18 protein-coding genes, 1 tRNA gene and 1 pseudogene are annotated in these 25,593 nt (G+C 32.7%); 13 read left to right on the forward strand and 7 right to left on the reverse strand.

Annotation, left to right across the window (positions count from 1 at the left end; all coding sequences use genetic code 11):
* Positions 1 to 164 precede the first annotated feature (164 nt).
* The 9 genes and pseudogenes from FWJ34_RS07415 to FWJ34_RS07455 all read left to right on the forward strand — a co-directional run bounded on the left by FWJ34_RS07415 (position 165) and on the right by FWJ34_RS07455 (position 8,892).
* Positions 165 to 599: a peroxiredoxin gene (locus FWJ34_RS07415; RefSeq protein ID WP_308254691.1), complete on the forward strand. Its 435-nt coding sequence runs from the start codon at positions 165 to 167 to the stop codon at positions 597 to 599.
* Between the two features lie 307 nt (positions 600 to 906).
* Complete coding sequence (locus FWJ34_RS07420; protein ID WP_308254692.1) at positions 907 to 1,872, forward strand: multicopper oxidase domain-containing protein; 966 nt, start codon at positions 907 to 909, stop codon at positions 1,870 to 1,872.
* A 43-nt stretch (positions 1,873 to 1,915) separates the two neighbouring features.
* Positions 1,916 to 2,686 carry a hypothetical protein gene (locus FWJ34_RS07425; protein ID WP_308254693.1) on the forward strand — a complete coding sequence of 257 codons (771 nt, stop codon included), beginning with the start codon at positions 1,916 to 1,918 and terminating at the stop codon, positions 2,684 to 2,686.
* A 122-nt stretch (positions 2,687 to 2,808) separates the two neighbouring features.
* Positions 2,809 to 4,404: an iron uptake porin gene (locus FWJ34_RS07430; RefSeq protein WP_308254694.1), complete on the forward strand. Its 1,596-nt coding sequence runs from the start codon at positions 2,809 to 2,811 to the stop codon at positions 4,402 to 4,404.
* Positions 4,405 to 4,710: 306 nt separating this feature from the next.
* Complete coding sequence (locus tag FWJ34_RS07435; protein WP_308254708.1) at positions 4,711 to 5,025, forward strand: type II toxin-antitoxin system RelE/ParE family toxin; 315 nt, start codon at positions 4,711 to 4,713, stop codon at positions 5,023 to 5,025.
* A gap of 3 nt (positions 5,026 to 5,028) precedes the next feature.
* Positions 5,029 to 5,322, forward strand: a complete 294-nt coding sequence (locus FWJ34_RS07440; protein ID WP_308254695.1) for a helix-turn-helix transcriptional regulator — start codon at positions 5,029 to 5,031, stop codon at positions 5,320 to 5,322.
* A gap of 274 nt (positions 5,323 to 5,596) precedes the next feature.
* A pseudogene (locus FWJ34_RS07445) lies at positions 5,597 to 6,472 on the forward strand (fructosamine kinase family protein).
* A gap of 91 nt (positions 6,473 to 6,563) precedes the next feature.
* Positions 6,564 to 7,889, forward strand: coding sequence for a GTP-binding protein (locus FWJ34_RS07450; RefSeq protein WP_396231761.1), 1,326 nt, complete (start codon positions 6,564 to 6,566; stop codon positions 7,887 to 7,889).
* A gap of 136 nt (positions 7,890 to 8,025) precedes the next feature.
* Positions 8,026 to 8,892 (forward strand): ABC transporter permease, encoded by an 867-nt coding sequence (locus tag FWJ34_RS07455; protein WP_308254697.1) that lies wholly within the window; start codon positions 8,026 to 8,028, stop codon positions 8,890 to 8,892.
* A 21-nt stretch (positions 8,893 to 8,913) separates the two neighbouring features.
* Here the strand turns inward: FWJ34_RS07455 and FWJ34_RS07460 are convergent, their stop codons facing one another.
* The 4 genes from FWJ34_RS07460 to FWJ34_RS07475 form a co-directional block, all read right to left on the reverse strand.
* Positions 8,914 to 10,050, reverse strand: coding sequence for an ATP-binding protein (locus tag FWJ34_RS07460; RefSeq protein ID WP_308254698.1), 1,137 nt, complete (start codon positions 10,048 to 10,050; stop codon positions 8,914 to 8,916).
* 16 nt (positions 10,051 to 10,066) lie between these two features.
* On the reverse strand, positions 10,067 to 14,200 hold the full coding sequence (locus FWJ34_RS07465) for a PAS domain S-box protein (protein WP_308254699.1): 4,134 nt from the start codon (positions 14,198 to 14,200) through the stop codon (positions 10,067 to 10,069).
* A 195-nt stretch (positions 14,201 to 14,395) separates the two neighbouring features.
* Positions 14,396 to 14,469 (reverse strand) — tRNA-Met (locus tag FWJ34_RS07470).
* A 680-nt stretch (positions 14,470 to 15,149) separates the two neighbouring features.
* Positions 15,150 to 16,040 carry a tetratricopeptide repeat protein gene (locus tag FWJ34_RS07475; protein WP_308254700.1) on the reverse strand — a complete coding sequence of 297 codons (891 nt, stop codon included), beginning with the start codon at positions 16,038 to 16,040 and terminating at the stop codon, positions 15,150 to 15,152.
* Between the two features lie 361 nt (positions 16,041 to 16,401).
* Here FWJ34_RS07475 and FWJ34_RS07480 point away from each other — a divergent pair, with 361 nt between their 5' ends.
* From FWJ34_RS07480 to FWJ34_RS07490, 3 genes are all read left to right on the forward strand, one after another.
* Positions 16,402 to 16,857, forward strand: a complete 456-nt coding sequence (locus FWJ34_RS07480; protein WP_308254701.1) for a hypothetical protein — start codon at positions 16,402 to 16,404, stop codon at positions 16,855 to 16,857.
* Positions 16,858 to 16,879: 22 nt separating this feature from the next.
* Positions 16,880 to 17,608 carry a glutathione S-transferase family protein gene (locus FWJ34_RS07485; RefSeq protein WP_308254702.1) on the forward strand — a complete coding sequence of 243 codons (729 nt, stop codon included), beginning with the start codon at positions 16,880 to 16,882 and terminating at the stop codon, positions 17,606 to 17,608.
* Positions 17,609 to 18,127: 519 nt separating this feature from the next.
* Entirely contained in the window at positions 18,128 to 20,086 is a 1,959-nt protein-coding gene (locus FWJ34_RS07490) for an N-acetylmuramoyl-L-alanine amidase (RefSeq protein WP_308254703.1), read from the forward strand.
* A gap of 472 nt (positions 20,087 to 20,558) precedes the next feature.
* Here FWJ34_RS07490 and FWJ34_RS07495 read toward each other — a convergent pair whose 3' ends face one another.
* The 3 genes from FWJ34_RS07495 to ctpC all read right to left on the reverse strand — a co-directional run bounded on the left by FWJ34_RS07495 (position 20,559) and on the right by ctpC (position 24,044).
* Positions 20,559 to 21,527: a protochlorophyllide reductase gene (locus tag FWJ34_RS07495; protein ID WP_308254704.1), complete on the reverse strand. Its 969-nt coding sequence runs from the start codon at positions 21,525 to 21,527 to the stop codon at positions 20,559 to 20,561.
* A 109-nt stretch (positions 21,528 to 21,636) separates the two neighbouring features.
* The gene (locus tag FWJ34_RS07500) at positions 21,637 to 22,455 is read right to left on the reverse strand and encodes an HAD family hydrolase (protein WP_308254705.1); all 819 of its coding nucleotides are present in this window, start codon (positions 22,453 to 22,455) and stop codon (positions 21,637 to 21,639) included.
* Positions 22,456 to 22,778: 323 nt separating this feature from the next.
* Positions 22,779 to 24,044 carry a carboxyl-terminal processing protease CtpC gene (gene ctpC, locus FWJ34_RS07505; RefSeq protein WP_308254706.1) on the reverse strand — a complete coding sequence of 422 codons (1,266 nt, stop codon included), beginning with the start codon at positions 24,042 to 24,044 and terminating at the stop codon, positions 22,779 to 22,781.
* Positions 24,045 to 24,473: 429 nt separating this feature from the next.
* Here ctpC and FWJ34_RS07510 point away from each other — a divergent pair.
* On the forward strand, positions 24,474 to 25,593 hold a 1,120-nt coding region (locus FWJ34_RS07510; RefSeq protein WP_308254707.1), incomplete at its 3' end, for a pentapeptide repeat-containing protein.

A 25,593-nucleotide genomic window follows, 5' to 3' on the forward strand; every position in this document is an offset into this window, starting at 1 on the left:
GGTGAATTTTGCTCGAAAATAGCGTAATCATAATATCATGATGATCATAAATTTTAATAGGCTTTTGAGGTGTAAACTTTTTTGGAAAAGATATTTTCATATTTCGTTAAGTATTGTAAAGTTGAGTAAGAAACAGAATTTATTTAATTGTAGGGAAAATATTTATGACACTCACAGTTGGTAGTAAAGCACCAGTATTTACCACTAAAGATGAACAAGGTAATACAGTTTCTTTATCAGATTTTGCAGGTAAAGTAGTAGTTTTATATTTTTACCCTAAAGATGATACCCCCGGTTGCACTATAGAAGCTCAAGGTTTTCGTGACAACTACGAGGAATATCAAGGTAAAGATATAGTAGTTTTAGGCGTTAGCAATGATGATGAAGCCTCCCATACAAGATTTAAAGAAAAATACGGCTTACCTTTTAGTCTTTTAGCTGACACTGATAAAAGTATCACTAAAGCCTATGATGTTGATGGAGGCAGTTATGCTAAACGAGTTACTTATATTATTGATGGTCAAGGTATAATTACTCACGTTGATGATAAAGTTAAAACGGCTACTCATGCTCAAGATATTTTAGCCAATATTAATTAGGAATTAGGAATTAGGAATTAGGAATTATCAATTCCTCGCCCTTAAAGAAAGAATAAAGGAGTTTGCAGAAATTTTACAATAATTAATTATTTAATCGAACCTGATATTAAAATAATCATCAATAATTAAATCTTTTGCCTTTACGACTTTGCGAAATTTTTCTCATTTATTCTTCGCTATACATTTTTAGATTAATGTAAGGGCTTTTGTGTTTTTATTTTTATAATTTTATTGATAACCTTTAGCATTAAAATCAAAATTGGGATATACTGTGAAAAAAGTAAATAATAATCTTTAGCAATAAAAGATGAACTTTTCACGCCGTCAATTCTTAACATCTACCATAATAGGAGGTGGTTTAATCGCTTTAGGAAGTCAGTGTTTACCGAGTTTAGCTACCACAAATTCTGTTAAAATACCTCCCTTAAGGGAAATATCTATGGGTGAAAATCTCTTTAACCCATTATCTTTATTGCGTAATTTTGATTATGGCATTGCTAAATCAGAAAATGGACGTAAAATTCGAGAATTTACTTTAACCGCTCATAGTAGTAAAATTCAACTTAATACTGCCCTTGATTTTGTAAGCTGGAATGTTGATAACAGAGTACCTGCTCCTACTTTAAGAGTAACAGAAGGAGAATTAATCAGAATTATTTTTAATAATCAAGATGGGCATTCTCATACTTTACATTTTCATGGCATTCATCCTGCTGATATGGATGGAGTAACTCCTGTTAAACATGGAGAAAGTTTTATCTATGAATTTGAGGCTAAACCTTTTGGTGTTCATTTATATCACTGTCATATCCCACCAGTTACTCGTCATGTTAGTAAAGGATTATACGGGATGTTGATCATTGATCCCATAAAACCTCGCCCCCCAGCCGATGAGATGCTGTTGGTAATGGGAGGTTATGACATTGATAATGATGGTAAAAACGACATTTATGCCTTTAATGGCATTCCTAATTTTTACCGAGATTATCCGATACCGATTTATCAACATCAATTAATCCGTTTATACGTTTTGAATATGATTGAGTTTGAAACTGCGGTAACTTTTCATCTTCACGGTAATATGTTTCAAGTTTACCCTACTGGTATGACGTTAAAGCCTAGCTATGCTACTGACGTAATTACTATGGGAGTTGCCGAAAGACACATTCTCGAATTTTCTTATGATTATAAGGGAAAATTTATGTTTCATCCTCATCAGGATCATATCGCAGAACAGGGTTGTATGGGAAATTTTGAAGTTATTGCTAGTTAAGATTAATTATTTTTATTTTGTTAAAATTTAAAAGAAAAAAGCTATGAAAATTTTTAAAATATATCGGTTTATTTGTGTCATTTTATTATCTTTTATTTTAATTCTCACGACTAATCAACTTAAGTTAAATGCCTATAATTCTTTTTTATCAACCAATGAACATCATCATGGTTTAATTTTAGCAAAAATTAGTAACAATGATCTTAATTATTTTACTAACTTAGGCTTAATGAAAGGTCATTTATTAGTAGGAAAAGAGTTATTAAATTTATCTGAATATGAACAATCAGAGCCTCATTTTGGTCATCCTGTTGATGAAATTTATGGGGATTTAGAACCACAATTAAAAACAAGAAATATACCTGCTTTTAATCAAGATTTAATTACTTTACATGAGTTAGTTAAATTTAGTCCTCAAGATCCGAAAGTTTCTTATCAGTATGACTTGGCTATGAAAAAAATAGATCAAGCCATCGCTTTTTTACCAGAAAGTAAACGGCAAAATCCTGAATTTATCATCAAAGTTATTACTAAATTATTAAATATTGCTCAAGAAGAATATAGTGCAGCGATTATTACTAATAAAATTGTAGAAATAATTGAATATCAAGATGCCAAAGGATTTGCTTTATATAGTGACATACTGTTTAATAGCATCCAAAATAATTTAAGCACTGAAAACCCTTCTTTAGCTAAAAAGTTAGCCTTAAATTTAAAAGAAATTAAACAAGTATTTCCTTCAGCAAAAGCACCACCAAAAGCAGTAATAGCACCGGAAGGATTTTCTCAATTAGTCTCTCAATTTACAATCTAATTTTGTGATAACTATATTCAATCTGAAAAATTATATAGTTAGTTTTACAAGTTGTCTATTGACAAAAAAATAATCAAATATAAAAATAAAATTCAATTAATCCTGTGAGGAGTTTAAAAACAATGAAAAGTCAATTATTTATCAGTAGTGCATTATTGGCGATCGCCTTTCCAAATATTGCAATAGCATTACCCACTGAAGATATATTAGAGCAAATCAGTGACTACAACACAACACAACCCATGACTCAAGTTACTTCAGTATCGCAGCTAAGAGACGTATCACCAACAGATTGGGCATTTGAAGCCTTAAGAAGTTTAGTCGAGCGTTACGGTTGTATTGTAGGGTATCCTGATCGTACCTTTAGAGGCAATCGTGCCTTAAGTCGTTATGAGTTTGCCGCTGGTTTAAACGCTTGTATGCAACAAATGGAAAGATTAATCGCCGCCAGTGAAGCCGTTACCAGAGAAGATATAGAAAAACTCAAACGGTTAATCGCTGAATTTGAGACAGAATTAGCAACATTAGGAGCAAGAGTTGATAACCTAGAAGGTAGAGTGGCATTTTTAGAAGATCATCAATTTTCTACTACTACCAAGTTAAGTGGTGAAGTAATCTTTGGATTAGCAAGTATCTTTGGTGGGCAAAAAACATCTATCACCGACGTTACAACAAATATCCCACAAGTACCAGTATTAGGAGATCGTGTCAGAATAGAATTAAGTACCAGTTTTACGGGCAAAGACTTACTCTATACTCGTCTGGCGACAGGTAACTTTCCTGATTTTGCAGATCCTACAAGTGCCAACACTCAACAAGCTAGTCTAGCTTTTGCGCAACCTGAAGGTAATGACGTGGCGGTAGAAGTCTTAAACTATAATTTTCCTCTCAATGATAATATTACCGTCTGGTTAGAAGGTGCTGGGGGTGCCTTCGATGACTTTACCAACACCCTAAGCATTTTAGACGGCGATGGAGGTAGTGGTGCATTATCTAGTTTTGGCACTCGTAACACAGTCTATTATCAAGGGGAAGGTGCTGGTTTAGCCTTAGAAGGAAAAATGGGCAGTTTTGGTTGGAGTTTAGGTTACTTAGCTACCGATGCTAATAATCCCGAAGAAGGTAACGGTTTATTTAATGGTGCTTATGGTACTTTAGCTCAAATAGGTTACTACCCTAGTGATAAGTTTGGTATCGCCTTTGCTTATGGTCAAGGTTATAATAGTTTTGGTATTGGTGAAAATAATCGTAGATTTGCCGAAATAGTAGCAGATAGCCCTATTGATACATCCCATAACATCTATTCTTTAACCATGTCATGGAAATTAGCTGATAAATTCGTCTTAGGTGGTTGGGGAGGATATGCTAACGTCAGAAATCTTAATTCTTTTGATGATGGTACTACTACTCTATCTCGTGGTAGCTATGATACGTGGTATTGGGCGGCAACTCTCGGTTTTCCAGACTTATTCAAAGAGGGTAACTTAGGGGGTATTATTGTTGGAATGCAACCTTGGCAAACTAATTCTACCATCACAAATAACGGTGTAAGATTAAACAAAGATGATACTTCTTTTCATATCGAGGCATTTTATGAATACGCCATTACTGATAATATTAAAATTACTCCAGGAGTTATATTCGTAACAAATCCGGGTAACGACTCTAAGAATGATGCCTTAGTAATTGGTGCATTGCGCACAACTTTTACTTTCTAAATTCAGTAGATTTCGATTTTGGTGTTGAGTAGTTCATCTATTGAATATGATTAACAGGTATATCGCCATATTCTCAGATCTTGTACTGCTACAATAGTACCAATAAAATAAAACGGGAAAAATCAATTTTAGGAGTTTTAAAATCAATTCTTATTACTTTTCCCTCTTCGCTTTTCCCTATGCTCATCGAGAATTGATGATAGAGATGCAAGATCTAACTATTAATGAGTCAATTAAAATAACCATGTTATACTAAAAAAAATCTAAAAAAAGTTAGATGAAATGTCAGATAAACCGCTCCAATGAATTGGAACTTCTAAAGACGACTTAAAAAATTTTCCTGAAGATGCTAAATATAAAGTTGGCGCACAACTAAGATTAGTTCCGCAAGGAAAACAGCCTACGGACTTTAAACCTATGCCTAGTATTGGTAAAGGTGCTGAGGAAATTAGGATTTTGATTGGGGATACTTATAGAGTCTTTTATGTAGCAAGATTTCCAGAAGCGGTTTATATACTCCATGCCTTTGGGAAAAAGACTCAAAAAACTTCAAAAAAGGATATTGAATTAGGAAAAAAACGTTACCTAGAAATGACCCAATTAAGAAGAAAGGATGAGTGAAAAATGATTACTAAAGAACAAATACAAGTAACAAAAGGTAGTGATAATGTCTTTGAAGATTTGGGATTTAGCCCTATAGAGGCTATGAATTTAAAAATAAAAACTGATTTGATGATTGAGTTACGATCATTTATTTTAGAAAAGGGCTGGACTCAATCAGAAGCGGCTCATTTTTTTAACCAAACTCAGCCTAGAATCAGTAATCTTATGAATCTTGATATTACTCGTTTTAGTGTGGATAAATTAGTAAAGATGATCGGAAAAACTGGTATGAAAGTAAAACTAGAAATTATTTAATACCCTAAGAGTAACTTCAAATACAGCTATTTTAAAAAATGTTTTTACCCTGAGTTCAATGTAAGAAAATAACCTCAAAGTCTTAATTTATATCAGCTTCCACTTTTGGCTATGTATAATTATATTAAATGTCCTAACATATTTTGGATAACTTTAATGAAAATAAGTTAATTTTTTTGAAGAAATTTTAAATTTTATATCTAATTTATTTTTTTCTTTGTTATAGTTATATCGCAATTACTTTAGTCTTACATAAAATTAAATAATCCGTAAAATGTGGTCAGAAATTACTAACGTCATTAATAAATATACAGCTTCCACCTTTGAATTAATCCGTCATCAATCCATTGGTGGAGGTTGTATTAATCAGGCTTATCAACTTATTGGCAAGGATAAAAGTTATTTTGTCAAGTTAAATAGTGCGACTCTGGTAGAAATGTTTTCCGCATAAGCCACGGCATTAGAACAAATGTATGCACTGAATACAGTTACTGTACCGAAACCTATTTGTTACGGTGTCTCAGGAAAAAATAGTTACTTAGTTTTAGAATATCTGAATTTAGGACTTGGGAATAATCAATCATGGAAACTCTTAGGGCAAAAATTAGCCTTATTACACCGTTTTACCAAAGAATGCCCCCCCACTTCTAATTATTTTGGTTGGCATATTAATAATACTATCGGCTCAACTCCACAAATTAACGATTACTGTGATAATTGGGCGGATTTTTTTGCCCAAAAAAGAATTGGTTATCAACTCACATTAGCTAATCGTCGAGGCGGTAATTTTATCAACCCCCAACAAATTATCGAAAAAATTAGACAAAGTTTAGAGAATCATCAGCCGTCACCTTCTTTAGTACATGGTGATTTATGGTCAGGAAATGCCGGATTTACCCAAGAGGGAGAAGGAGTTATTTTTGATCCAGCGTGTTATTATGGCGATCGAGAAGTGGATATTGCCATGACAGAATTATTCGGTGGTTTTCCTGCTACTTTTTATCAAGGATATAATCAACAATGGCCATTAGATGACGGTTATCCCCAAAGAAAAAACATTTATAACTTATATCACATTCTCAATCACTTTAATTTATTTGGTAGTAGCTATGAATCTCAAGCAAAAAGAATAATTCAATCCTTATTTTAACTTTTTTTACAGCAGTGTAGTTTTTTAAATTGTCAAACATAATGGATCTTTTGACGATAGTGTATATTAATATATTAATAGTCAATTTTCCATTGTTAAGATGTCTTCCTTATATTCTTTAGCTCGAAATAGTCTGCAACAGTCGATCACATGGTATTCTAGTAAAAAACGTCACTGGAATTATCCTCCTAATTTAGAATTACAAGCCGCCGTGAGAGATGATTTAAGAATATTAAAAGCCGCCACCGAAAAATTAGAAGACAACATTATTAAAATAGCAACTTTTGGCTTAGTTAGTCGGGGAAAATCCTCCGTCATTAATGCTTTATTAGGGCAAAAAGTGTTAACTACTGGACCTATCAATGGAGTGACAAAGTGGCCTAAATCTATTCGCTGGAATCTTTCTACAGATAAAATACAAATAGAGTTAATCGACACTCCTGGATTAGATGAAATTGATGGGGAAATCAGGGCAAATATGGCTAAAGAAATTAGTCAACAATCAGATTTAATTTTGTTTGTCATCGCCGGAGATATTACTCGCACAGAATACTTAGCATTACTAGAATTAAGACAGTCAAAAAAACCTCTTATTTTAGTATTTAATAAAATTGATTTATATCCCGAAACTGACTTAAATTCTATTTATCAACAACTGCAACAATTAAGTAATCAAACGAAAAAACCTCTCTTTTCTCCTGATGAAATTGTAATGATTTCTGCTGAACCTCAATCTATAAACCTAAGAATAGAATTAGCTGATGGTACAATTAAAGAAGAATGGGAATATCCTTCACCGCAAATTGAATCTTTACAAGAGAAAATATTAACTATTCTTAACCGAGAAGGCAAAGCATTATTAGCCTTAAATTCTTTAACTCAAGCAAAGATTGCTCAAAAAAATATTGCTCGTAAAACTATTGAAATTAGAAGTAAAGAAGCAGAAGATATTATCTGGCGATACGCTGAATATAAAGCCTTAATTGTCGCAGTCAATCCTATCGTCATTCTTGACATCCTTGGAGGATTAATCACTGATTTAACCATGATTCGCTCCTTAGCTAGACTCTATGGCTTACCCATAACTAGCCACCAAGCAGGTATTTTATGGCAAACTATTGTTAAAAGTTTAGGAGGATTATTATTAACCGAAATAGTTTCTATGACAATGTTAGGATGGGCAAAAACCACCTCCGCTATTAGTAGTTTATGGGAAAATCCTAGCAGTTTTACCACTTTAGCCACAACTGCTTTAGCACAAGGTACAATGGCGGGTTATGGCTCATATTTAGTCGGAAAAACAGCTCAAATTTATCTCGAAAATGGTTGCACATGGGGTAATTCTGGAGTTGATACCATTATTGCCGAAATTATCGCCCAAATGCCTCCAGATTCCATTATTTCTCGTCTTATTTAATTGATTTTCTTAGATATATCGTGGTGAATAATTAAAATAAGAATGTTTCTCGCAAAGACGCAAAGACGCAAAGAGAAAGGTATTAAATTTCATTATACAAGATTATCTTCCGTTAATCATTCCTCATTATTTATTTATGATTGCTAATAAAATTTATCTCAAAAAAAAGAATCTTAAATCTATTTCTAATATCTTATTGATAGTCGGATTTACTATTACTATTAGTTTTATTTTTCTCGCTTTTTCAGCACCATTATTACAAAATATAGGCTTAATTCAAAATCCTTTAGAATCTTTAAAAAACCCCATTCATCAAGCTCCAAATACTCAATATTTTTTCGGTACAACTAGCCAAGGTTATGACGTTTTTTCTCGCACAATTTTTGGCTCCCAAGCGGCTTTAAAAGTAGTTATATTCGCAACCTCTTTTAGCTTAATTATTGGTGTACCTTTAGGTTTAATTAGTGGTTATTTTGGTGGCAAAATTGATAAAATTTTACTATTTTTAATGGATACCATTTACACTTTACCTGGCTTATTATTATCCGTTACTTTAGCCTTCGTTGTCGGAAGGGGAGTCATTAATGCCGCTTTAGCTTTATCTATTTCTTATATACCTCAATATTATCGAGTTGTAAGAAATCATACCACTAGCGTTAAAACTGAGTTATACATCGAAGCAGCTAAAGCAATGGGAGCGTCACCTATAAGAATTTTATCGAAGTACTTATTTTTTAATGTAATTCAAAGTGTACCTGTATTATTTACTCTTAATGCCGCCGATGCCATTTTAATTTTAGGTGGTTTAGGATTTTTGGGGTTAGGATTACCTGAAGATGTGCCAGAATGGGGCTATGATTTAAAATTAGCTTTAGATGGTTTACCCACTGGGATTTGGTGGACTGCTTTATTTCCGGGTTTAGCTATGGCTATAATGGTTACAGGTTTATCTTTATTCGGTGAGGGGTTAAGTGAGTGGTTTAATCCCAGTAATAGATCATAACTAAATATTTATTATATCATATTACTCATTGTTGATGATTAATTCTCCTTGAGGAATCGTGATAATAAATTTTGTGCCTTCATTTTCTTTACTTTCTAATTCTATTTTCCCCCCTTGTAAATCTACTGCTTTTTTGACAATAGATAATCCTAAACCGTTACCTTTTATTTTACCTACATTGTCAGCTCTTTCAAACAGGGTAAATAGTTTTGCTTTATAATTTTCTGGCATTCCGATACCTTTATCTTCTATTTCTAAAACAAATTGTTTTGCTTGACAGTTAATTCTGAGCATAATTTTTCCTCCTTCCGGCGAATATTTAATGGCATTGGAAATTAAATTATTTAAAATATGATTAAGAATTTTTTTATCTAAATAAACTTGATAATTGTCTTGATTTGTATATAATTTTAGCTCATGATCTTCTGTTAAATTATTATATTCATCTACTATAATACTAAGATATTCTACAATATTAAATTGTTGTGGATAAAGAGTTATTTTCCCTTCTTCAGCTTTACTTATTAGTAATAAATCTTCTAAAGAATCTGTCATTTTCACCACAGCAGATTTAATGAAGTTAAAGTATCTTTCTTTTTTCTCCGGTGTAATAATATCCCCATAATCCCTAATTAATTCAGTATATCCCAATATATTGGTCAAAGGAGTGCGTAAATCGTGAGAAGCTGTAGCTAAGGCTTGAGTTTTTATTTGGTTAAGTTTCTTTTCTGCTGATAAATCTATTTCTCTTTGTCTATCTTCTTCAAATTTTGATAAAGCAATTAAAATAGTAGTACGAACATCAACAATTTTATAAGGTTTAACTAAATAACCATAAACAGAAGTAGATTTAGTGCGGTTGAGAGTATCATTATCGGCGTAAGCACTAAGATAAATTATCGGTATTTTATATTGATCATAAATGATTTGTGCCGCCGTTATACCATCCATTTTTCCTTTTAACATAATATCCATTAAAATCAGATTGGGTTGACATTGCTTAACTTTTTTAATGGCTTTTTCCCCTGAATTAACAATGCCACAAATTTGATAACCCAGTTTTTCTAAATCTAAAGCTAAACTTTCCGCAGCAATTAATTCATCTTCCACTATAAGAATTTGTGCTGTTTTGATTGTCTTTTCGTCTATATTTTTCATAAATAAAAAACGGAGATTAAGGAGTAAATGTTATGGAAAAACTTGTGCCTTCATTATTCCCATTCACGGATATTTCAGCATCTAATTGTTGACTTAATAATCTAACTAATCTTAACCCTAAAGAATTATTTTTTTCCCAGTTTAAATCCGGTGGCAATCCAATACCATTATCAATTACCTCTAATTTTACCTGTTGTTCTTCTTTTACACTTAAATTAATGGTAACTTCTCCTTCTCCATTGGGAAAAGCGTGTTTAAAAGCATTCGTTACTAATTCATTAATTAATAATCCTGCGGGGATAGCCGTTTCAATACTTAAATAACATTCCTGCAAATGGGTAATGGGTTTAATCCCAGTGTGATAATTATTATAAGAAAGAAACAAATTAGATACCAGTCGGTTTATATAATCAGCAAAATTGATTTGGGAAAGATCATGAGATTGGTATAATTGTTCATGAATTACCGCCATTGTTTGAATACGATTTTGACTTTCTTGAAAAAGAATTTTTACTCTTTCATCTTCTATATAACTAGATTGTAAATTCAATAACCCTGATATAACATATAAATTATTTTTTACCCGATGATGAATTTCTTTTAATAAAATTTCTTTTTCTTGTAACGATTTAAACAGTTTTTCTTCCGCTTCATGTCTTTCGGTTACATCTGTCGAAATTCCGTCAATACTTACTGCTCTACCATATTGATCATACACTATATGGGATCTTTCTCTAATCCAACGAGTATTTCCCCTAGATAATTGAATTTTATATTCTAATTCCCAATTTTTACCATATTCATTTTGTAAAATACCCAACTCATAACTTTCCATAATATTCGCCCAAGTATCTTCCACCGATTGACGATATTCTGGCACTACCATCTCTAATAATATCCCTCGATTCGCTAAAATATCCGCCGGAGAATAACCATATAATATTTGACAAGCCGGATTTATATAACGTGGTTGTAAATCTGGTAATGATATTGACCAAACTACATCTTGTAAAGAACTTAAGACACTATTTAATCTTCCTTCACTCTCGTGTAAAGACGCTTCTGCTTGTTTGCGATCGCTAATATCATTGATTACAGCTATAAAATAAGAAGGATCAACAGCTACCCAAACTACAGACATAGTTAAGTTAACCCATAAAAATTGATTATCGACACTACGAATCCGAATTTCCCTTTCAAAAGTGGCATGATAACCCGTTAATAAACCAGATAAATCCGTGAGGGTAGGAGAAACATCATCAAAGTGAATTAAAGAATGAAAATCAACATCTACTAATTGTTCACGAGTATAACCCATTAATTGAATAAACTTATCGTTAACTAAGACAATTTTGCCGGGTAAACTAACTTGTACAATTCCTACGGCTGCCTGATTAAAAATACTCCGAAAACGTTGTTCACTTAATTTTAGTCGTAATTGTGCTAATCTAACTTCTTCAATATCTTGCCCACAGGCAATAATACCAATTCCCTGACCGTGATTATCAGTAAAACGGTTAACATTCCATAACAAAGTTCTCTCATTACCATCTGCTGTTAAAATTTTATTTTCTAAATTTCGTTGAACTGTTCCCTCATTTAAAGTAACATTTAATTTAGCCCTCAAAATATCTCTTTCATCAGGGGTAATAAAAAGTAAAAAATAATCCTCCCCTAAAACCGAATCTCGACAACAACCAAAAACTTTTTCCGCTTCTTCATTCCATTCCATGATACGATATTCCTGATTAAGTACCACTAAAACAGTCCCCGCAGTTTGTACAAATGTTCTTAATTGAGTGGTAGTATGTTCTAACTCTTCTGTACGATCTTTTACCCTTGTTTCTAACTCCTCATTGAGACTGCGTAACTGAGATTCCGCTTGTTTTGCTAAAGTGATGTCTCTAGCCACCGCATAAATAATGCCTTCATCATAGGGAAGACTTTTCCATGCCAACCAACGATATTGCCCATCATTTGTTAACCAACGATTCTCAAAATTAACACTAGGAAAACCACTATTCAATTTTTCTAACTCTTGTTTCGTAATTTCTATATCATCAGGATGCACAAAAGAAAGCATATTATGATTAATTATCTCTGTTTCTGTATAGCCCAAAGTATTTAAAAAACTCGAATTAACTCGTTTAAATGAGCCATCATTTTTAATAATACAAAACATATCCAGAGAAAGATTAAAAAAGTAACTTAATTGTCTTTGAGATTGAGCACGATAGATAGCCGTAGCCAAAACATTAGCAACAGTTTGTAAAAAATTAATTTCTTCTGTGCTAAATTTACGAGGAGTTTTGCTATAAATACCCATAACCCCAAAACAATTTTCTTTCCCCCCAATTGTCACCGTTGCGCCACTAATAACTCCAGTATTATGTAAGAAAGGCGGAGGACTAAAACGAGTTTCAATTAATAAATCGTCAGTTACCACCGGTTGCATCATATTAAGAGTATAACCAACCATCCAACGGGGTGATGAACTAATTTGTGCACTACCTACCCAATTTGATAACCAACCAATTCCTGCTTTCATCAAAAAAGAAGCATGATTCGATTGCAATTCCCACAAATCACAATACTCAACTTTCAGGGTTTCACTGACAATTTTGACAGTAGTATTCGTCAAAGTATTAATATTATTAGTTACTAAAGCCGTATTTCCCAACTTAGCGATGGCAGTCTGATATTGTGCAACCAGTAAGGCTTTTTGGGCATACTCTGACTGTTGAATAGCAATGGCAACTTGTGAGCCTAATTTTTGTAATAATTCTAACTCATCTTTTAACCATTGACGAGGTTGAAGACAATTCTGCGCGGCTAATAATCCCCAAAGTCTATCATGGAAAATAATTGGTACAACTAAATTAGCCTGTATTTGTATCCCCAAAAGTAAATCCAAATGACAGGGAGAAAGATTTGCCATGAAAACATTATCTATCGCTTGAATCCTACCATTAAGATAAGGTTCAATAAAATCTTTAGCAAAACAGTGATCTTGTACTACTCTTCCTAATATAGACATCACTCCTGTTACTACTGATTCAGCAATAATAACCCCATCTCCATCAGGATATAACTGATAAACAATAACTCGATCACAACCTAAAAACTGTCGTACTTCATTAACAGTACTTGTAAGAATTTCATCTAAATGAAGAGACTGACGAATGCGGTGACTAAGTTGAGATAGTAACTTTTCTTTTTCTACTTGTTTTTTTTCTATTTTAAAAGCATTTTTAATATTATCAATTTCTTTTTGTTGTTTTCTTAAATATTGATATTGCCAAGAGGGGGTTAAAACTTTAATAAGATTATAAGGAGTAACTAAATTAAGTCGATTACAGACAGGAAAAAAACAAGAATTATTAGCTTCTCTTTGAGGAATTATTTGATGATTAATAGCACAAGAGTTAATTACAGTATCCGAAAAATAATGATTGATTAATAAACTAGAATTTTTTTCTAATAAATTACTAATAGTTGTTATTTTTTCTCGATCTTCAAAACAAGTTAATGACTGAATATCTAAATCTCCAATAACTTTAGTTTTCCAATCAGGAGTAAGAAGATTGGCAATAATCGAAGATATATTTAAAACTTTAGTGTAAGAATTAGTTTCAAAAATAAAGCCTTTAAGATGACCATTTAAACTTAAACTTTTAATAAGAGATAGTAAAGAAGTGTCATTTTTAACTAAAGTTAAATTAGGCTCAATAACTTCTTTTAAAGAAATTTGTTGATAAAAAGATTCCGTATTAAAATAACGACAAAGACTTTTTGCAGTGATGATACCAGTCAAATTATCCCGACTATTTAAACAGCCATAAATAACATATTGTCTCTGGTAAATATTTTGAGCTATAGTAAAAATATCAGGCAAATTTTCCTGTTTTTCAGTAGGGAAACTTTCACAAAAATTTTTTGCCCTTAAAGAATAAACATTAACCTCAGAAGCAACAATTTTCAGAATAAGACGTTGAGAGATAACTCCCAAAGGCAATAAATTATCTACCACAATTAAATACTCATAACCCATAGCTAACTTTTTTAACACCTCTAAAAAAGAAGTATCGGGTAAAATTAGTGTCGGGTGATAATCAATGATCGTAGTATTCAATTCTTCACAGATAACCATAGTTAAATAATTAGCAATGAACAATCGACAATCAACAATCAATGCAGTATAATTGATCAATTATTAACTGAAGATATATTTAACTCTAGTTTAGCGTGATTAGGACTACTATATAATTAATAACAGCAGAATTTTTCATTAATATGTAGCTTTTAAACTAAAAAAACACTGATCATATAATAAAACATTTTAACATGGCGGGAGGCGGATTTGAACCACCGACCTTCGGGTTATGAGCCCGACGAGCTACCTGGCTGCTCTATCCCGCGTTACCTTTACTATGATAACTATTATTTTTATTTTTGGCAACCTTTTTCAGAAATTAACTATTAATTATAATTCTTGCAGAATTTGAGTGAATAGTTAATAGTGAAAGTAGAGGCTTAATAGACTGACATAAAAAGAGGCGCAAACATCCCAATCCATTAAGCGACAAGTTCCAATATCTCCAATTCGAATCATTAAAATATCATTTCTCTTAATTGAAACTCTTTGTTGCTCATGTTTGAACACTTGCTGTTATATAAAACTTACTCATAGTTACCTATGATGTTTACTTCTTGCAACTACTGCGTCAAGTCGGCTTGATACTGTCCACAAGCGTTGATTCGGATGTAACCCATCCTACTTTTATTATTCTAATTAATTGATTAATCTTGAATAATAACTAATTGTTTATTTAACTTAATCTTTAAATTAAATAATTTTCACAGTCTTGGTTATCGACTTCACACTCAACTTAACATATGAGCGTGAAAATGTCAACATTAGCAAATGAGTAGGTATAAATAACTATCATAAACTATTGGTTAACAGTTAAAAGCTCTGATATAAATTTTGCATTTTTGAAATCATTTGCTGTTAAATTTTCAACGCTATAAAATGAAACTCCTTGTTTTGTATATTCAGGTGTTTGATGAATATCATCATAAATTTTAGTAATATTTCCTTATTGACTATTTGATTCTTTGGGAGAAGATGATTTTTTACCAACTAAAGGCTTAATTTCAGGATTTTGAAAGAATTTAGCACTATCAGCTAATAATTTTTCTCCCCAAAGATTCTCTTTTAAAAAGTCTAAGTCACCGTAATTATTATCAATTTTTAAGGCTTCTTTTCCTAATTGAATAGCTTCAGGTTTTTTGCCTTGATGATATAATCCTACTGCAATAGCTAACATTGGTTCAGCTTGATTTTGATCTATAGTTAGAGCTTTACGCCATGATTCAATTGCTTTATTGACTTCTCCTTTTTCGTATTCCACTAAACCCATATTATTGATCGCAGGCCAAAATTCTTTTTCTAATTTAAACGCTTTTTGATAAGATGCCGTGGCTTCTGGATATTGGGTTAATTTAAAGTAAGCATTACCTAAATCAAAATAGGCTTGAGGCATTTCCTGATTAAACTTTAAACCCGCCTGTAATTCTTTCACGGCTGACTCATAATCCCCTAACTGAAAATAAGAATTACCAAGGGAAAAAAGCACACTTGAGTCTTCGGGAGCTATTTTTTTTGCCTCTTGTAAAGCCTTTACTCCTGCGTTTATTTCCCCTGCTTGAATATTTAATGTTCCTAAAATAAACCAAGGTTCATAATGACTAGGAGATAATTGTACCGCTAATTTTGCCCTTGATAAAGCCATCTCAAATTCTCGAAAACGCATTAATTGTATAGCATCTTGTAACAATTGAGATCCATAAGAGTCTAAAAATTCACTATTTAATTCTGGGGTATAAGGTAATAAGGCTTGGGCTTTAAGACTAGGAGTAAAAGAAAATATACTAAAACAAGCAATGATAGATAAAAGGTAATGACGAGATAACACTTTATTTTTCAATCAATAATTAAACAAGATATTAAGTTAAATGTTAGCACAGTTAATGGTTTTACCATTGAAAACACCATTAATAAAATAACTTCCTTCCTAAGCTTAGGTTAAACAGAAGTTACTATCAAAGTTAGGTTAATTCTTTACAATACTTGACACCTAACACTAAACTAATTATCTGAACTATAGCATTACTAAATAAATTGTGGGATATTTAAAAATAGAAAATGTTAAAATCTAAGTTTAACAAAGGGTTTAAACCCCTTGCCTCTAAATTTTTGATGTTGACTTTGCCAGGAATCATTTAGGATTGCTATATCAATTGTAAACTTAGTTATAATTTGGACAAGAAATTAAAGAAATTTAGATTATGAGCAATAGATTGACAGAATTAGGTATTTCTCAAGAAGATTACTGTGTTTTTGGATTGGCAACTTGTTTTATTCGAGATGAGGGAGAAATCAAAGAAATTCAAGTAATTGAGCCGATACCTTCAGCGGCATTAGAAGCATTATTCAAAGAAATTCCCACATCCTATCAATTAGTCATAGCCACTACCATTGGAGAAGTTATCCTCGAAAATACCATTGAAAAACCTTTAGAATTTCCAAAAGATAGTCAATTTTGTGATGATTTTGTCGATCGCACGTTTGCTGCCACTCGTACCTATAAAAATAAACCAAGCGCTCAAGAATATATTAAATTAGGTACATCAAAAAGTGATTTTAATTACTCATTGGAAAGAAAAAGAGTCTTAAACAGTGTTCATAAAGTTTCCGATGATGATAATGTTAAACAACATCCTAATACCCATAAAATCTTATAAAAATGTTCCGATAATTTCTCTAATGAAATATCACTCATTTAGTTTGAGTTTTCTGCTATTGATTTATTTTGCACAACTTCCTACTTACGCTGAAAAAACAATTCCTTCAGGGGAAAAATCCCATGAAAACTCTTTCATTTTTATCAAGAATCAAGAAAAAAAATCCATGAATCAAGTTATAAATAATTCAAATCCCACATTAAAATTATACGGTGGTACTCGTAGTCGAGCTTCTATTGTTCAATGGTATTTAGAAGAAATCAATCTTAACTATGAGTATATTTTGATTGATATGGCGCAACAAGAACATTTACAACCCGCTTTTTTAGAATTAAATCCCATGGGAAAAGTTCCTGTAATTGTGGATGATGATTTTACCCTTTGGGAATCAGGAGCAATTTTACTGTATTTAGCGGAGAAATATGGTAACGAAATTGATTCTTTAGAAGAAAAAAGCATCATTAATCAATGGATTTTATTTGCTAATTCAACTCTAGCCACCGGATTGTTTATAGAAGCAAATAGAGAAAAAGAAATGTCAAAATTATTGCCTCCCTTAGAAAATATTTTGAAACATAATTCATATTTATTAGGTGAAAAATTTACCGTCGCTGACGTGGCAGTAGGCTCAATGTTAGCTTATACTCAGATTTTATTGAAACTTGATTTAACCGATTATCCCGCCATTAATAACTATATTCAAAATATCACCCAAAGACCAGCTTTTCTAAATACTATTGGTAAAAGATAATGAGAGTGTCTTATTTCCAAAAATACCTCAATTCGATAAAAGAAACTTTGAAATATAAGGGGTTGAGAACAAAAATAGAAGTTATTTTTCGGTTTAAAAACCATGAAATTTAGTAAACAACACTAAAAAATTAATTTATATATAGCAATCCTAAATCAGTTGTAAAATATTTAAAGATAGGAAATAATGTTTTACCTATTATTCAACAAGGGGTTTAAACTCCTTGCCTTTAAATTTGTAGTCCTTATTTTGCCACGAATCATTTAGGATTGCTATAGCGTTTAAATCTATTTTGAGCACTTTTCCCCCTTAGAAACTTCCCAAATCTGCTTTCTCCACTTATAATTTTATGTCAAACTGAGGTAAATAAAAATGGGTAGATAGTTTAAACTTAGTAAATGTTAGATACCCTAGAGAAACAAAAAAAATCTGGGTCTGTCATTAAATAATAGTATCTTTATTAAAATAATTTCTTATTTATACTAAACCCAATCAAGATTATCAAAAAAAAATAATACTATGGTGAAATTTTATTCTTTAATTCTAAGTTTATTGACATTTTTAATTTTTGCTACTCCTGCTTATGCAGGAAGGCTCTTATTTTGGCGTTTTGAATCTAATCAAAATCGATTACTTTTTACCACAGATCAAGGCATACAACCTACAGCACAACTTATTCCTAATCCTACCCGTTTAGTTATCGATTTGCCAGGTACTACTTTAGGGCGACCTTCCATCACTGAAAATTTAGGTAATATCATTACCAGTTTAAGAATTGGTCAATTTGATCCTCGTACTACCAGAGTTGTAATTGAATTAGCTCCTGGATATACCCTTGATCCTCAAGGTATTAAAATTAAAGGTCTTTCTCCTACACAATGGTCTGTTGATTTACCCCAGCCTCAACGATCTAATTTTCCTAGCAATTCGACGACTCCAAATAATCCTCCTGATAGTCAATCCCAAAATTTTAAAAATAATCCCCTCGCTACTAATAATAGTGATCGTAATAATAATTTAAACTCTTCTGTTGGTTTACAGGTAACTTCAAGTGGTATTGTTATTGGTCTTGATGGAAATCATAAAAATAAAATTAACGTTAAACGCAGCTCTGATCGCCGTAAAATCAATTTTGAAATAGAAAATATGACTATACCGAATAATTTGCCTGACTCTTGGCAAATCAATCAATATGGTATAAGTGAATTAAAATTAAATCAATCCAGTAAATCCGTTGCCTTACTTACACTGAATGTTAATCCTGATAGCCCTGATTGGCAAGCAAGTTTTAGTCGTATGGGAGGATTAGTTTTATGGCCTCAAGGAGGAATTTCCAGAGTAGCTGATTTATCCGTTAACAATAATCCTACATCGCCAAACAACCAAGCAAATACTACATTACCATCACCATCTATCATTAATAGAAATAATCAAAGTATCAATTCCGATAAAACTAGCATAGAATCCATTGAAGTTAACTACAATCAATTAATGATTAGGGCAAATCAATCCCTAAAAGCAGAAGGAACTTGGAGTCAAGGCAATACCATTTATCAAATTAGACTAGAAAATACCGACTTATCACCAAATTTTAGAAGCCCTAACTTACCTTCAGGAAGTCCCATTTCTAGAATGCGCATTTGGCAACCAGATAATAAAAATGTAGATTTATTAATTGAAGCGGTTTTAGGCACAAGAATAGGGGTACCTAATCAACCTAGCGAAAGAATGTTAGCTTTAACCTTAAATCGTAGTAACATTACTTCTAGTAATACCCAGAATAATTCTACCACTATTTCGTTACCTGTCTCTCAAGCCCCATCTTCAGTTAATCCTTTTGATTTTACTCCTAGTAATTCCCCACAACCTTTACCCCCTTTTAATAATTCTCGTCCTCTGCCACCACCAGTAAATAATTCTCGCCCTGTTACTAGAGGTAAAATTTTAGTGATAATCGATCCAGGTCACGGTGGGCAAGATGTTGGTGCTGTGGGAATGAATATTCAAGAAAAAAACATTGTATTGTCTATATCTCAACAAGTTGCTCGTATTCTTGAACAACAAGGAATACAAGTGAGAATGACAAGAGATAGTGATTACTTTATCAGTTTGGAAGGAAGAACCGCTATGGCAAATCGTCTTAATGCAGATGTATTTGTCAGTATTCATGCTAACTCTGCCGGTGCAAATAAATCTGAAGTTAATGGTTATGAAACCTATTATTACGAAAATGGTAGAACTTTAGCTAATATTATTCATCGTAATGTTGTCCGCCGAGTTGATGTGATCGATCGGAAAATTAAACAAGCTCGATTCTATGTTTTAAGAACATCCAATATGCCTTCAGTTTTATTAGAAACTGGTTTTGTAACCGGTGCAGAAGATGCGGCTAAACTTAGTAATTCTAGTTTTCAAAGACAAATGGCTGAGGCGATCTCTGCTGGGATTATTGAGTATATTCAAGTTACTCGCCGATAACTACTGATATTACCAGAGAGCTGATAAGGTCTGGTTTTTGAAGTGTTTTTAAAAACTTGCATAACATACAACTAAATTCTGCTAATATCCAGTTCGTTGAAACAATAATAGAAAAATAGGTAAAACGGGCATCTTGCCCGTACTAATTATAAGTAATTAAGGTCTGTTGTTACCTCAGTTCGATGCTTTGAATATCGGATTTAGGCAGGTTTGATGGTTTGACTGTTGCAGGTTTGACGATTTAAGACGATCAAACATTGATTAGTTAATCAAAGAATTGAAAATAAGAAAATTAATTAAGATATATTTTTGGTGAATTCTTGTTTCTTGGGGTTTTAACCCCCTTGCCATACCTAAAACCGGACACTGCGATACCCACCGACAATTTTAGATCGAACTCAGGTGATATAAATTCTAATGAGGAAAACCATTAAAACAGATACTCCTGTTGCCTGACTTTGGTAAGAAGTCTTTAGTTTAAGCCAACTAATTGTTTACTTAAATCCCAGAGTAGTTTTGCTTTATCAGTATCACTGGCTTCATCAGAAACCTCCTGCACAAAAGATTTACGCCCTTCTTGTTGACGATTTCCCCAACTCCAATACACCCCAGAAACATTATATTCGGGATCGGCTACAACCATAGCAACTCTTTCTCCTGATAATTCTTCAGTGACATAACCGCCTGTGATATTTTTTTGGAATAAAGGAAAGATTTTTTGGAATAAAGAATAATGATTACGGAAAAGGGCAGTGTTGGCAACACATCCGGGATATAACGCCGAGAGGATAATACCCGTTGATTGATGATAACGGCGGTGTAACTCTTTCATGGTTAACATATTGCATAATTTACTATCTTTATATGCTTTACCTGACTTGAATTTTTTGCCGTCAATCATGGAGATAGGTGCTTTAAATCCTTGTTTGAATCCTTCTAAGTCTCCTAAGTCTGGAGGTGCTGGAATCGGAATTTTCCCACCTAATTCCTTCGGATTGGCTGTAACTGTACCTAAAATAACTAATCTGGGCTGAGGATTACCAGATTGTTGCAAATCTCCTAACATTAAGTTACAAAGCAAAAAATGCCCTAAATGATTAGTAGCAACACTGATTTCATAACCATCTTCATTCCGCACAGGCTCTTTTAGTAACGGATAATACACGGCTGCGTTACATACTAACGCATCTAATTTTCTACCTGTTGCCCGGAAATCTTCGACAAATTTTCTCACACTAGGGAAGGAGGCTAAGTCAAGATAAAAGGCTTGGTAATTTTGAATGGCAATACCGACTTCTTTGGCTGCTTTATGGGTTTTTTCAAGGTTACGACAAGCCATAATCACAAACCAGCCTTTTTCTGCTAATGCCCTTGCTGCCTGTAATCCCACACCAGACGATGCACCGGTAATGATTACTGTAGGTTTATTGCTTGTAGTCATGTTGATTAAAATAGTTTTATTTTATGATTGATTTTTACAATATCTTCATGATCTCATATAAGGCTAAATTCAATTTCTAAGTTTTCTTAAGATAATACTTCAAGTATTTTTATAATATATAATTAGCGATGGCTTCTGCTACTCCATCATTTTCAACATCATGGGTAATAGCGGAAGTAATGGCTTTAATTTCTTCAGGTGCGTCACCCATAGCCACACTAAAACCTGCATATTCTAACATGGTATAGTCATTAAAGTTATCACCAATAGCCATAATTTCTTCGGCGGTGAATCCGAGTATTTTTTCTACTAAATACTTAACAGCAGTGCCTTTATTAACACCTGCTTGAGTCGCTTCTAAATAAATCGGACTAGATTGTGTTAAGTATAACTCATTATCTTTATAACGATTTTTTAAGTCATTTAACATTTGGGAAATCAAATTAGCATCAGGGCTTGAGGCTAAAACTTTAGTCGGACTCTGCGATAATAAAACTGTTAAATCATCAACGATATTAAAATTAATACCTGATCTTTTTATATAAAATTCTGTTTTTGTTGTCATTTTTTCAACATATAATTGATCTTCAAAATAAAAATGAATTTCTATATTATTATTAATATTTTGTTGAACTTTTAAGTAATTAAATAAATCTTGAGCTTTCTCTTTATTGACTGGAGTGTGCAATAATATTTCTGAATTTTTAGGGTTTTGAATCCATGCCCCGTTGTAGCCAATTATCGGTAAATCTGCTTCAATATCATGATAAAATCGCAAAGCTGAACAATACATCCTACCTGTTGCCAAACCTACTTTTATACCCCTATTTTGTACCTCTTTAATAGCATTTTTTACCCTCTGAGTAACTTGATTTGATTGTCCTGAAATTGTCCCATCAATGTCTAAAATTAATACTTTAATATTCATGATTATAATTAATAAGTAATTAGCATTTCATGGTTGAATTATAACTTATTAAAGTCGATATTGTAGAGATATTTTCTGGTTATATTAAAGTTTATTTTTCGATAACCAAGACGATAAAAACTATTTAATTTAAAAATTAAGTTAAATAAAAAATTAGTTATTATTCAAGATTAGTGATTAATTAGAATAAAAAAAGTAGGGTGGGTTACACCCGAGTCAACCCTTTTGGGCAGTAGTATCAAGCCGACTTGACGCAGTAGTTGCCAGAAGTAAACGTCATAGGTATATAATAGATAACAACATTGTTAATTATTAATTTTTAATTATTTTTTGGCTACTTGTTGAGAAAGTATTTCGATGGCTTTTTTGAATTGTGCATCTTCAATGGTACCAACTTTTTCTCGATCTTTAATTAAAATTTCTTTCTCAGGGTCGCTCATTTCATACACTACATCGGGTGTTATACCATGTTTATTAATATCCCTGCCATCAGGAGTTAAATATTTGGCGATAGTTACCGCCATACCAGAACCATCTCCTAGCCCTCTGACGGATTGTACTAACCCTTTACCGAAAGTTTGTGTACCAACTATGGTAGCTCGTTTATGATCTTGTAATGCTCCTGAAAGAATTTCACTGGCACTAGCTGAACCGCCGTCAACCAAAACGATAATAGGTTTATTTGTTAAAGCCGTACCATTAGCACTGTGGGCTTCAGTTTCACCTACTCTGTCAACGGTAGAGACAATTTTACCTTCATTGATAAACATTCTCGCAATTTCCACACTGGAGTATAATAACCCCCCTGGATTCGATCGCAAATCAAGAATATAACCAGTAACATTATCTTTTTCGCCGTCAAGAATAGCTTGTTTCATTTCTTGGGCTGCATTACCGCTAAATTGAACTAAACGGACATATTCGACTTTTCCTAATCCATTATTAGTATCAATTCTTGCTCTGACAGGATGAATTTCAATGGTAGCTCTAGTGATGGTAAAATCTATGGTTTTTCCGTCTCTTTCAATGACAATGTTAACGGAAGTGCCAGGTTTACCACGAATCATCGAAACAGCGTCATTAAGTTCCATTCCTTTGGTACTTTTACCGTCAATTTCTCGGATAATATCTTTAGAGGTAATACCAGCTTTAAATGCAGGTGTGCCTTCGATAGGGGAAATAACAACTATATTATCTGTCTGTTCTTCTTTAGAAATTTGAATACCAATGCCAGTTAATTCCCCTGAAGTATCAATTTGCATGCTTTTAAATTCTTCAGGATTCATGAAACGATTATAGGGATCATTTAGCTTTTTATGCATTTCCCGAATGGCTTCGTAGGCTTGTTCTTTATCCCCATATTGTCTATCTAAATATTCCGTTCTAATTTTGCGCCAATCTTGCCCGTTAAAAGTAGCATCTACATATTTGCGATTAATTACTTGCCAGACTTCATCTACTAATTCCTTGGGGCTATCTTGAAAAAAAGCCTGACTTTGGGAAAAACGAAGTCCAAAGCCTGTAACCGCTACACTGGAAACGGCTAATGCAGTTGTACCGAGAACAAGTCCACGTTTAGTAATGCTCATATTCTAAAATCTATGCTGAAAACTGATAAAAGGAAAAATATCTCAAAGTTATAATTGAAATTTGATCCATTGAATAACATGGACTAAGATTAATTTTAACTAAAAGGTACTTATTTATTTTGATACTAGCACAATAATAATTAGTAATGGGTAATAGACACGAGTGCAAAATAAACACTAGGATAAAATTTGGACAGTTTAAAATCAATTGTATTTACTTTTCCCGCTAGTTATCTAGCTTGTCGAGATGCCCTCTTCCTAAATCCTCTGACTTGTGCAATTCTGTCTAATAACTAATGACTAATTGACAGTTGAGAGTTAATTCTTGATCTTGTGAGCTAGGTATCTTGCTACATTATTCTTAATCCCTAACAAAGAGTTTAAACCTTTCCCTAATTCGTAATTTCTAACATCTAGCACTCAGAAAATATGTCTGAAAAAAAAGAACAATCTAATTTGTCTAATAATCTAATTAAATCCAGTACAACCAATGATCAAGATCAAATAATTCCGATAGATTCTTCTATTTCACCTCAAAAAGAATTAAATTCAGGCAATATTCCTCCAAAACAACTAACTTATATCAAGAAAGAAAAAAGATCGTATTCAGGTAAAATTATTCTTTCTTTATTGGTTGCTATTATCGGTATTTTTTCTGGTAATCATTGGTTTGGCTTAGTTGGCTCTTGTTTAGCTTTTTGTTTTGCTTTAATTCAAGTAATACCTTATATCCAAGAATGGATTAGATTTTTTTTAACTCCTCAAGAAAGACAAACTTTAGTGGCTGGAGTCGGTTTAGTTTTAGCCTCTGCTATTTTAGGTCATTATCTTGGGGTATATCATCGCATTAGTTTATGGTTAAATCAGTTTAAGTATGATGAATTTGGATCTTGGGCTGAATGGGTAGGTGCTTTAGGACAAATTATGATCGCTATTTTAGCTGTATATGTAGCATGGCAACAGTACGTTATTTCTAAAGATTTAACCATTCAACAAAATCGTATTACTCAACAACAAACTATTGATGCTTATTTTCAAGGTATTTCTGATCTCGTTTTAGGCCCTGACGGTTTATTAGAAGATTGGCCTCAAGAACGGGCGATCGCCGAAGGTAGGACAGCGGCTATTTTAAGTAGTGTTGACGCATCAGGGAAAGCAAAAATACTGAGGTTTTTATCTCGTTCTCGTTTAATTACGCCATTAAGAAGAGATAGCCACTTAGGAAGACCGATTTTAGACGGTTCTGGCGGTTATGAGGAAGATAGAGCATTTGGTACGAGGGTAATTAATTTAGGAGTAGTTTTAGCAGGATGTAATTTCACGGGGCAAGATTTACGATGGATAGATTTAAGCGAAGCGAATATGGTGAGAGTTGATCTGAGTAAATGTGATCTAATTAAAAGTAATTTATCTCGGACAATTTTATATGAAGGGAATTTAGAGAGGGCAGATTTAAAAGCTGTTAAGTTATTTTATGGTAATTATAATACTGCTAGTCCTCGTAGTCGGACTCAAGCTCCTAACTATACTACTGGAGAATATACAGGAG

The sequence above is a fragment of the Geminocystis sp. GBBB08 genome, assembly GCF_016743215.1.
In the GTDB taxonomy this organism is placed as follows: Bacteria; Cyanobacteriota; Cyanobacteriia; order Cyanobacteriales; family Cyanobacteriaceae; genus Geminocystis.